The organism is Myxococcota bacterium, from assembly GCA_035498015.1.
Classification (GTDB): Bacteria; Myxococcota_A; UBA9160; order SZUA-336; family SZUA-336; genus VGRW01.
Genome location: DATKAO010000179.1, coordinates 1 through 10,135, shown reverse-complemented (window position 1 = coordinate 10,135; position 10,135 = coordinate 1). Strand labels below are relative to the sequence as shown.

At 70.7% G+C, this 10,135-nt stretch carries 12 protein-coding genes; 9 read left to right on the top strand and 3 right to left on the bottom strand.

Annotated elements, in window-relative coordinates; translation table 11 throughout:
• The 3 genes from VMR86_16000 to VMR86_15990 form a co-directional block, all read left to right on the top strand.
• Positions 1-945: WYL domain-containing protein (locus tag VMR86_16000; GenBank protein ID HTO08551.1), on the top strand; the 945-nt coding region annotated here is incomplete at its 5' end.
• Positions 946-955: 10 nt separating this feature from the next.
• Entirely contained in the window at positions 956-2,545 is a 1,590-nt protein-coding gene (locus VMR86_15995; protein ID HTO08550.1) for an alpha-amylase family glycosyl hydrolase, read from the top strand.
• A complete protein-coding gene (locus VMR86_15990) occupies positions 2,542-3,690 on the top strand; it encodes a hypothetical protein (GenBank protein HTO08549.1) in 1,149 nt (382 codons plus the stop codon). The genes VMR86_15995 and VMR86_15990 overlap by 4 nt, the downstream gene beginning before the upstream one ends.
• On the opposite strand, the gene rfbC is transcribed toward VMR86_15990, so the two are convergent.
• A complete protein-coding gene (gene rfbC, locus VMR86_15985; GenBank protein ID HTO08548.1) occupies positions 3,687-4,241 on the bottom strand; it encodes a dTDP-4-dehydrorhamnose 3,5-epimerase in 555 nt (184 codons plus the stop codon). The two genes, VMR86_15990 and rfbC, sit on opposite strands and share 4 nt — an antisense overlap.
• Positions 4,242-4,303: 62 nt before the next feature.
• Between rfbC and VMR86_15980 the strand changes: the two genes are divergently transcribed.
• Genes VMR86_15980 through VMR86_15965 form a run of 4 tightly spaced genes read left to right on the top strand, consistent with a single transcriptional unit; the run spans position 4,304 to position 7,962 of the window.
• Positions 4,304-5,338, top strand: coding sequence for a DUF481 domain-containing protein (locus VMR86_15980; protein HTO08547.1), 1,035 nt, complete (start codon positions 4,304-4,306; stop codon positions 5,336-5,338).
• Between the two features lies 1 nt (position 5,339).
• The gene (locus VMR86_15975; GenBank protein ID HTO08546.1) at positions 5,340-6,857 is read left to right on the top strand and encodes a helicase HerA-like domain-containing protein; all 1,518 of its coding nucleotides are present in this window, start codon (positions 5,340-5,342) and stop codon (positions 6,855-6,857) included.
• Positions 6,857-7,720, top strand: coding sequence for a YihY/virulence factor BrkB family protein (locus tag VMR86_15970; protein HTO08545.1), 864 nt, complete (start codon positions 6,857-6,859; stop codon positions 7,718-7,720). Before VMR86_15975 ends, VMR86_15970 begins: the two co-directional genes overlap by 1 nt.
• The gene (locus VMR86_15965) at positions 7,717-7,962 is read left to right on the top strand and encodes a hypothetical protein (protein ID HTO08544.1); all 246 of its coding nucleotides are present in this window, start codon (positions 7,717-7,719) and stop codon (positions 7,960-7,962) included. The genes VMR86_15970 and VMR86_15965 overlap by 4 nt, the downstream gene beginning before the upstream one ends.
• A 12-nt stretch (positions 7,963-7,974) precedes the next feature.
• On the opposite strand, the gene VMR86_15960 is transcribed toward VMR86_15965, so the two are convergent.
• Positions 7,975-8,178 (bottom strand): hypothetical protein, encoded by a 204-nt coding sequence (locus VMR86_15960; GenBank protein HTO08543.1) that lies wholly within the window; start codon positions 8,176-8,178, stop codon positions 7,975-7,977.
• A gap of 44 nt (positions 8,179-8,222) precedes the next feature.
• Between VMR86_15960 and VMR86_15955 the strand changes: the two genes are divergently transcribed.
• The gene (locus VMR86_15955) at positions 8,223-8,948 is read left to right on the top strand and encodes a hypothetical protein (protein HTO08542.1); all 726 of its coding nucleotides are present in this window, start codon (positions 8,223-8,225) and stop codon (positions 8,946-8,948) included.
• A 1-nt stretch (position 8,949) separates the two neighbouring features.
• On the opposite strand, the gene VMR86_15950 is transcribed toward VMR86_15955, so the two are convergent.
• The gene (locus tag VMR86_15950) at positions 8,950-9,741 is read right to left on the bottom strand and encodes an outer membrane lipoprotein-sorting protein (protein ID HTO08541.1); all 792 of its coding nucleotides are present in this window, start codon (positions 9,739-9,741) and stop codon (positions 8,950-8,952) included.
• Between the two features lie 25 nt (positions 9,742-9,766).
• Here VMR86_15950 and VMR86_15945 point away from each other — a divergent pair.
• On the top strand, positions 9,767-10,135 hold a 369-nt coding region (locus VMR86_15945), incomplete at its 3' end, for a hypothetical protein (GenBank protein ID HTO08540.1).

Genomic DNA, 10,135 nt, shown 5'->3' with positions numbered 1-10,135 from the left:
TCGCTCTTGCTCCTGCTGCAGAACCGCGGGCACGGGACTGCGGCCGAGCTCGCGCAGGAGCTCGGGGTCTCGCTGCGCACGGTGTACCGGGATCTCGAGGCGCTGGGTGCCGCGGGCATCCCGATCGTCACCGAGCGCGGGCCGGGAGGCGGGTGTCGGCTGCTGCACGGCTACCGCACGCAGCTCACCGGGCTCGACGCGGGCGAGGCCGAGGCGCTGTTTCTGGCCGGGCTGCCGGGTCCGGCGGCCGAGCTCGGGCTCGGCAGCATGCTGGCGCGCGCGCAGCAGAAGCTGCTCGCCGCGCTGCCGCCGCGGCTGCGCGCAGCGGCGGCGCTCGCCGACCAGCGCTTCCACCTCGACACGCGCGGCTGGTTCCAGCCCGCGCCCGAGCACCCCGCGCTCGAGTCACTCGCCGTGGCGGTGTGGAGCGACCGGCGCGTGCGCTTTGCGTACCAGCGCGGCGACGGCAGCGGGGTGGAACGCGAGGTCGACGCGCTCGCGCTCGGGCTCAAGACGGGCCTCTGGTATCTGGTGGGCCGGATCGGGACCGAGCTGCGCGTGTATCGGGTGTCTCGCATCGCGAAGCTGGAAGTGACCGAAGTGGAGTTCGCGCGCGAGCGCGACTTCGACCTGGGCGGCTTCTGGCGCGACTGGGCGGCGCGCTTCGAGGCCAGCTTGCCGGGTGTGCCGGTGACGATCCGGGTCGCGCCCGGCGCGACTCACTGGGTGGAGCGGCTCGGCGACCCGGTGCGGCGCGCGGCCGGGCAGCCGGAGCCGAGCTTCGACGCCGACGGCTGGCAGCGCCGGACCCTGGTGTTCGAGAAGCTCGAGTACGCCGAGAGCGCGCTGCTCGGCTTCGGAGCCGCGGTCGAGGTGGTGGCCCCGGAAGAGCTGCGCGCCCGCGTGCGCGCCAGCGCCGCGGAAATCGCGGCCCTGTACGGCTAGATTCGAGCCCATGTCCGATCGACTTTGGTGGAAGCACGGCGTCGTCTACCAGATCTACCCGCGCTCGTTCATGGATGCGAACGGCGACGGCGTGGGCGACCTCGCGGGCATCCGTTCCCGGCTCGACCACCTGGCGTGGCTGGGCATCGACGCGATCTGGCTCTCGCCGATCTTCCCCTCGCCCATGGCCGACTTCGGCTACGACGTGTCGGACTACTGCGACGTGGACCCCGTGTTCGGCGACCTCTTGCAGTTCGACGCGCTCGTGGCCGAGTCACACGCGCGCGGCATTCGCGTGATGCTCGACTGGGTGCCGAATCACACCTCGGACCGGCACGCGTGGTTCCGCGAGTCACGCTCCAGCCGCACCAATCCCAAACGCGACTGGTACGTGTGGCGCGACCCGGCGCCGGGCGGCGGCCCGCCCAACAACTGGGCCGCCATGTTCGGCGGGCCGGCCTGGCAGCTCGACCCGGCGACGGGTCAGTACTACCTGCGCTCGTTTCTCGCGGAACAGCCCGACCTCAACTGGCGCAATCCCGAGGTCGAGGCGGCCATGCACGGCGTGCTGCGCTTCTGGCTCGACCGGGGGGTCGACGGCTTCCGCATCGACGTGATCCACCGCATCGCCAAAGACCCCGCGCTGCGCGACAACCCGCCCAGTGACCGGCCCGGGCCGGGCTGGGGCGGCCAGCGGCATGTGAACGACGAGAACCATCCCGACATCCACCCGTTCCTGAAGCGCATTCGCAAGCTGCTCGACGGCTACGACGAGCGCGCCGCGGTGGGCGAGGTGGGTCTCGTGCCCGACCAGGTCGCGACCTATCTGGGCAAGGGCGACGAGCTGCATCTCGCCTTCAACTTCGCGCTCCTGCTCGCCAAGTGGGACGCGAGCGCGTTCGGGCGCGAGCTCGAGCACTTCGATCGCGCCGTGCCGCCGGAGGGCTGGCCCGACCTAGTGCTGTCGAATCACGACGTCGTGCGCCACGCCACCCGCTACGACGACCCCGAGTACGGTGAGTCGCGCGCACGCGCGCTCGCGGTGCTGATGCTCGCCGCGCGCGGCACGCCCTTTCTCTACTACGGCGAGGAGATCGCCATGCGCAACGGCGAGATACCGCCCGAGCGCCGCCAGGACCCGCTCGCCTGGACCCTGCACGAGAAGGCGTCGCGCGACGGCGAGCGCACCCCCATGCAGTGGAGTGACCAGCCCGGCGCGGGCTTCACGACCGGCGATCCCTGGCTGCCGCTCGCCGACGGCTGGCGCACGCGCAACGTCGAGGCGCAGCGCGCGGACCGCGCATCGATCCTGTGGCTCTACCACGACCTGCTGGCGCTGCGCCGGCGCACGCCCGCGCTCGAGCGCGGCAGCTACCGCGAGCTGCCCTCGCCCAACGGCGTTCTCACCTGGCAGCGCCACTTCGAGGGCTCGCGCGCGCTGGTCGCGCTCAACTTCGCGCCCAAGGAGCGCTCGCCCGACTTCCCGCCGGCCGCCGTGATGGACGGCCTGCGCACGCAGGCGGGCGTCGAGCTGCCGGCGAACGCGGCGCAGCTCGTGCTCGCGCCTTGCGAGGCGGCGGTGCTCGTGGTCGACCAATGAGCGAGTCACTCGGCTGCGCCGCGGCGCCCGAGCCGCGCAGCGCTTTCGCGGGCTTCATCGGCCCGCGCACGCTCGCGGGCCTGGTGCGCAACACGGCGCCGTGGCTTTGGGACGACGTCGAGCTCGCGCCCGCGACTGAGTATTTCGCCATCGTGCGCGCCGGCGAGAGTCTCCCCGCGCGCGAGCGGCCCACGCCGTCCGAGCGCACGGAGTACTTCGCGCTGTGTCTCGCCGCGCACTTCGCCACGGTGGCCACTTGGGTGCCGACCGACGTCGACACCAAGGTCCGGCACGCGCTCTGGCACGACGCGCGCGGCAGCGACGAGCTGCCGCGCATGCGCGCGCTGGCGCTGCGCGCCGCCGCGTGGGACCCGGAGCCGGTGTCGGCGCGCGTGGTGCGGGTCGCGGGCGCGGGCGCGGTCTCGGGTCACGACGGCGAGAGACTGTCGGTGTGGTGCGGCGGGCTGCGCGCCGCGCGCGCGGCGCACGACGCGGCAGGCGCAGCCGAGCTCGAGGCGGCGATCGAGGCCGAGCTGTGGCGCGAGGCGCGGGCCTTCGAGCGCACGGCCGCCGAGCGCGGGCGCGAGCTCGACGCGCTGCGGCTGGCGGCCATCTTGACTCACAACGCGGGCGACGTGATGCAGGGCCTGGGCGGAGCGGCCGCGCCCGCCTTCGCCGACCTGGCCCGCGCCGGCCTCGGACGCTACGGCGGCGCCTTCGCGCGCGCCGCCGCGCTCTACCGCGACTCACTCGCGCGCGACGGCCACCGCCACTACCCGCTGCGGCGCGCGCGCGCGCTGCGCGCACACCGCGAGCTGTTGCTGCCGATCGCGCCGTTCCTCGACGGCTGGGGCGAAGCGGTCGCGCGCTTCCCGGGCTTCGGCGACGCGGAGCGCGCCGAGGTGATCGCGGCGCTGGTCGACGGCTGCCGCAAGCTCCCTGGTCAGACCGCCTACTTTCGCGCGCTGGCGGGGCTCGAGCGCGCGCTGCCGCGCGGCCTCGATGCGCCCGAGCTCGCCCAACACCTTCCGGTGTCGGCGCGCCGCGGGCTGCGCGAGGCCGAGCTGCGCCGGCGCGTGGCGGTCTCGCGCGAGTCGTTCGAGGCCAGCGCGGCCAAGCGCGCCCGCGCGCTGCTCTCGGCCTAGCGCGACCCGGCGGCCAGCCGCTGCTCGACCTCGCGCAGGCGCGGCAGCGCCGCGTCCTTGCCCGAGAGCAGCGGCTCGGCGACCGGCCAGCGGATTGCCAGGTCGGGGTCGTTCCAGATCACGCCCAGCTCGTCCTCGGGGCGGTAGAGCTCGGTGCACTTGTACTGGATCTCGGCGGAGTCACTCGTGACGCAGAAGCCGTGGAGAAAGCCCGGCGGCACCCAGAGCTGGCGGAAGTTCTCGGCCGAGAGTGTCTCGCCGACCCACTGACCGAAGGTCCGCGAGCGCGGGCGCACGTCGACCGCCACGTCGAAGACCTCGCCCGCGGTGCAGCGCACGAGCTTGCCCTGCGCGAACGCCACCTGCATGTGCAGCCCCCGCAAGGTGCCGCGCGCCGAGCGCGAGTGATTGTCCTGGACGAAGCGCGTGCGCAGCCCGGCCTCGGCGAACTTCGTCTCGTGGTAGCTCTCGAGGAAGAAGCCGCGCGCGTCGCGGAATACCCGCGGCTCCACGCGGATCACCTCGGGGATCGCCAGCGATTCGAAGCGCATTCGCGCAGCTTAGCGCCGGGTATGATGGCGCGTCGAACGCTCGAATCGGGAGGAGAGACACCGTGAAAGGCATCGCGCTCGCCATCTTCGCCGCCTTCGTCTTCCAACATGCGTCCGCGCACGCGGACGAGATCCAGTTCACCAACGGCGACAAGCTGACCGGCAAGCTCACCACGCTCAAGGACGGCAAGCTCGCCTTTGACTCGAAGGTCGCGGGCACCGTGGCGCTGAACTGGGCCGACATCGCGACTCTCTCGACCGACGAGCCGGTCACGCTCCAGCTCGAGGGCGGCTCGGTGATCGTCGACAAGCTGGTGGCCGCGCAGCCCGGCAGTGTGACCACCGCGGGCAACGACAAGCTGAGCTCACAGACCATCCCGCTGGCCTCGGCGGTGAAGGTCAACCCGGAGCCCGTGCAGTGGAAGGGCCAGATCGTGGTCGGGGCCGACATCGAGCGCGGCAACACGGTGAAGACCGCCGCGAACCTCGACCTCAACGCGGTGCGGCGCAGTGAGACGGACCGGATCACCTTCGGCGCGGCGTACCGGTCCGAGACCTCACAAGAGAGGAACACGAGCAGCGACCAGTCTCCCGACAAGTCCGTCACGGCGTCGCGCGAGTACGGCGAGCTCCAGTACGACTTGTTCTTCGGCAAGCAGTGGTTCGGGTGGGCGAACACCAAGGCCGAACGCGATCGCGTGTCCTCGCTGGGCTTGCGCTTCACGGCCGGCCTCGGCGCCGGCTATCAGTTCTACGAGACCGACACGTTCAAGTGGAGCGTGGACGCTGGCCCCACCTTCATCTCGGAGAACTTCACCGACGACACCCCCGACAACAACTACATCGCGCTGCGCGTCGGCTCGAAGCTCGACTGGCAGATGTACCCGGGGCTCAGCTACTTCGCCTACGGGAACTGGTATCCGAGCCTGCAGCGCATCAACGACCAGCTCATCGAGGCGCAGACCGGACTCCGCTACAAGATCTGGGGTAGCTTCTTCGGTGAGTCGAAGATCGTCTGGCGCTGGGACACGACGCCCGCCGAGAGCAGCAGCCAGGTGGATCTCGCCTACATTCTCGGGATCGGTTACGGCTTCTGACATGGACGCCAAGCTCATCGCCGCTGCGCGCTCGGCCTTCCCGACGGGAGGCCCGGCGGTCGTCCTGGGCGCGCCGGTCTACTCGGGAGAGTGTCATCCCGAGCCGTTGATCGCGCTGCCGCTGGCCATGGCGAACCGGCACGGCCTGATCGCGGGCGCGACCGGCACGGGCAAGACCAAGACGCTGCAGCTCATGGCCGAGCAGCTCTCGGCGGCGGGGGTGTCGGTGTTCCTCGCCGACCTGAAGGGCGACCTTTCGGGCATCGCCGTGCCGGGCACAGCCGACGAGCGAGTCACTGCGCGCGCCAAGGAGACCGGGTTCGCCTGGAAGCCCGCGGGCTGCGCGGTGGAGCTGTTCTCGCTCACCGGCGCCCGCGGCGCGCAGGTGCGCGCGACGGTCTCGTCGTTCGGGCCACTGCTTCTGGCCAAGGTGCTGGAGCTGAACGACACGCAGACCAGCGTCCTCTCGCTGGTGTTCAAGTACTGCGACGACCGCGGGCTCGAGCTGTACGATTTCGCCGACCTGCGCGCGGCGCTGACTCACCTGGCGAACGAGGGCGCGGCCGATCTGGCGAGCTACGGCGGCATGTCGAAGCAGACCGTGGGAGTCTTGCTGCGCGAGATGGTCGAGCTCGAGCAGCAGGGCGCGCTCGCCTTCTTCGGCGAGCCCGAGCTCGAGCTCGACGACCTCATGCGGCGTGCGTCGGACGGGAGAGGAATCGTCTCGGTGCTCGAGCTCTCCGACGTGCAGGACAAGCCGGCGCTGTTCAGCACGTTCATGATGTGGCTGCTGGCCCGCCTGCAGTCACACCTGCCCGAGGTCGGCGACCTGCCGCAGCCCAAGCTCGTGTTCTTCTTCGACGAGGCGCACCTGTTGTTCCGCAACGCGAGCTCGGCGTTCCTCGACGAGGTCGGCCAGGTGGTGCGGCTGATCCGCTCCAAGGGCGTGGGCGTGTTCTTCGTGACCCAGAGTCCGAAGGACGTGCCGCCCGAGATACTCGGCCAGCTCGGAAGCCGCGTGCAGCACGCGCTGCGCGCGTTCACACCCGACGACGAGAAGGCGCTGCGCGCGGCGGCCCGGACTTTTCCCAAGTCGGACTTCTACGACGTGGAGCGCACGCTCCAGTCACTGGGCATCGGGGAGGCGCTGGTCACCGTGCTCGGCGCGAGCGGCGTGCCCAGCCCGCCCTTCGCCACGCGCATGGTGCCGCCGGCTTCGCGCATGGGGCCGCTCACCGACCTCGAGCTGCGCGGCTGCCTGGCCACGCCCATCGTGCAGAAGTACGCGACCGCGCTGAATCGCGAGAGCGCGGCCGAGAAGCTCGAGAAGCAGCACGCCGCGGCCGCCGCGCCCGCAGCGAGCGACTCGGGCGGGCACACGGTCGCGAAGGTCGCGGCCGCCGGGGCCACGATCGCAGCCGTGCTGAACTCGCCGCTGGCGCGCTCCGTGGCCACCACGATCACGCGCGGGCTCTTGGGCGCGCTGCTCGGCCCCGCGCGGAGACGGCGCCGCTACTGATGCGTGACTGGCTGAAGCTCGCGGGCGCGTTCGTGCGCGAGGTCTTCGACGAGTGGTCGAAGGACGACGCGCTCTCGCTCGGCGCCGCGCTCGCCTACTACACCATCTTCTCGATGGCGCCCTTGCTCGTGCTGGTGATCGCGATCGCGGGGCTGGTGTTCGGCCGGGCCGCCGCGGAAGGCCAGATCGTGACCCAGATCCAGGACGCGATCGGTCCGGCCGGCGCCAAGACCATCGAGGAGATGATTGCGCGCGCCAGCCGCCCGGCTTCGGGAGTCACCGCCACGGTCGTGAGCCTGGCGACCATGGTGTTCGGCGCTTCGGGCGTGTTCGGCCAGCTGCAGAGCTCGCTCAACAAGATCTGGGACGTGCACGACAAGCGCCGGCGCGGCCTCCAAGGGCAGCTGCGCAAACGCGCCCTGGCCTTCTCCATGATCCTGTTGAGCGGGTTCCTGTTGTTCCTGTCGCTCGCGGCCTCGACCGCGCTCTCGGCCGTGCACGGCTTCATCAACCAGCGCTTCCCGCTGTTGGGCCCGGCGCTGCCGCTGGCGAATTTCGCGCTCTCGTTCGCCGTCATCACGGTGCTGTTCGCGATGATCCTGAAGATGCTGCCCGAGGTGAACATCGAGTGGAGCGACGTGTGGCTGGGGGCGCTGGTGACCTCGCTCCTGTTCTCGATCGGCAAGGCGCTGATCGGTGTGTATCTCGGCCGCGCGGGAGTCACTTCGGTGTACGGCGCCGCGGGGTCGCTGGTGCTGGTGCTCTTGTGGATCTACTACTCCGCGCAGCTCTTGTTCCTGGGCGCTGAGTTCACCGAGGTCTATTCGCGGCGCTTCGGGTCGCGCAAAGGAGTGGCCGAGTGACTCGTCGGGCGTTCGCGGTGTTCCTGCTGCTCGTCTCGGGCGCGTGCTCGTTCCGCGGGGGCGACTTCACGCCCACGCCGAAGGAGCCCGACACCCAGTGCTACCGCGAAGCCAAGGAGATCTGCAAAGACAAGCTCGGCTCGGCGGACCTGGGCAACTGCATCGCGCGCGAGAACTACCGCTGCGAGGTCATGCAGCAGGAAGGCCAGAAGCCCGCCAGCGACGACACCCAGCAGCCCTGAGCCCGGCCGGGCCTACTTGTTCTTCTCCAGCTCCTGGCACAGGTAGGTCTCGCGCTTCATGCAGGCTTGCGTGTCGGAGCCGGAGAGCTGGTCCTCGCACTTCTTGGCGGCCTGCTTGGCGCAGGGGCTGGAACCCAGCTCGTCCTTGGCCATGTCGGCCGGAGATGCGCACGCGGCGAAGAGCGACAGGAATCCGAGGAGCGCGAGGCGACGCATCACCCGGAGGATGTCGCGCGCGGGCTCGCCGGTAAAGGGCTAAAATGACTGCGATGTTGCTGCGCGCGATCGCCGTTCTGCTGCTGCTCGCGAGCTGCGCAGGCCCCGTGCCGCATGCCAGCGGGCCCGCCGCCCAGGACTACTTCCCGATGCTGCCGGGCACGCACTGGGTCTACAAGCTGCACACGGGCCTGTTCACGAGCACCAAGCTCGACGTCACGGCGCGCGGCGAACGGCCGGTGCGCGGCTCGGAGAGCGGCGTGTTCGTGGTCGAGGAGCGCGCCGACGCCGGCGAGATGTTCGGCCTCGAGCCCTCGGGGCTGGTCGGCTACCGCGTGGCCGACGGCTACGTGACTCGCGTGCCCGCGCTCGAGCTCGGCTCCGACGGCGTGGTGCACCTGTTCGGTCACGACGGATTCTCGATCCTGCCGCTCGACCCGCATCCCGGGCAGCAGTGGTCGGATCAGGTGCAGGTGTTCGACCAGAGTGGCTCGCACCAGAGCTGGACGGCCTCGGTCGAGAGCGTCGGCCGTATGCACGTGCCCGCGGGCACGTTCGACGACGTGATCCTGGTGCGCAGCCAGCACTGGGATCCCGAGTGGCGCGAGACCGAGCCGCTGCACAGCTACGAGGACTACTACGCGCGCGGCGTGGGCTTGATCCGCAGCGTGGCGCACAACCACACGCGCTGGCTGCCGATCGCCGAGCTCGACCAGGAGCTGGTGGAAGTCAGCTTCGAGGGCGGCACGGGCGGCGCAGTCGCGCGCTGACTCAGTTCGACGACAGGTCCGCGGGCCGGAACTTGCTGTCGGGCACCGGCGTGTCGAGCTTCACGTTGGCGAGTGACACCCGGGTCTTGGTCTGGTCGATCACGTCCTCGAGCTCGAGTGCCGTCGCGACCGACAGCGCCCCCACCGTCTCGACCTTGGCCGGGTCGGCGCGCAACACCTTGCGCAGCTTCCCGCCCGGCTCGAACGAGTCGACCTGCAGCACCACGCAGGTCTCGCGGTCCACCGAAGTCACGACTTTCTCGTAGCTCGACTGCTCGTCCTTCGCGGGCTCGCTCTCGATCACGTAGACCGGCCGGCCCGCGATCGTGGCGTCGGGCAGGCGCTCGGCGTGGCCGTGCTTCTGGAACGAGCGCCAGTTCTCGAAGTCGTCGTAGCTGAAGTCGGTGCCGAACAGGCCGCTGTTGCTGCGTCCGACCACGCGCCGCACCTTGCGCTCGTCGGGTGAGTACACGTAGAAGTCACTCGGGCCCGATGCGCCCTCGATCATGAGCATCGCCGTGCCGCGCATCTCGGGCGGGCGATCGAAGCGCACCACGATGCGCCGCAGCCCGTCGCTGAGCTGCTTGCCGATCACGGAGGCGCGGTTGGTGCGCTCTCCTCCCACGCGGTCCACCTTGGTGAACTCCGCGCGAAACGCGATCGTATTCTTGGGCGCGTTCTTCTCGAGACACGCGCGTGCCGGCGCGAGGTCGAGCTCCCCGCCGAACGCACACACGGGCGCTCCCAGAACGAGCCAGAGCGCGAACACCCTCCCCACGTGCAGCCGAGCCATGCGTTTTCTTATAGTACGCAACTCCGTGCGCCGAAATGCCCGCGCCCCCGCTCTCGCACTCGCCCTGCTGTTGGGGATCGCTGCGCCTGCGGCCCGCGCCGCCGACGCCAAGCCGGCCGCGGGCGAGGAGCAGGTCTGGGTCGACCTCGCTGCGCCGATCGATGGCACAGTGCAGAAGCTGCCGGTCGGCATGATCGAGATCCGCGGCTCCACCGGGGCGGGCCGCTCCCGCTACCACGACGTGGCGGTGGTGGTGGACCTGTCGACCAGCACCCGGCTGCCCTCCGGCGTCGACGTGAACGAGAACGGCCGGGTCGGGAAGTCGGCGCCCGAGATCCGTGAGGACTACTGGGGCGATGGCTCGCCCGAGAAGCTGTGCGACGACCCGGGCGAC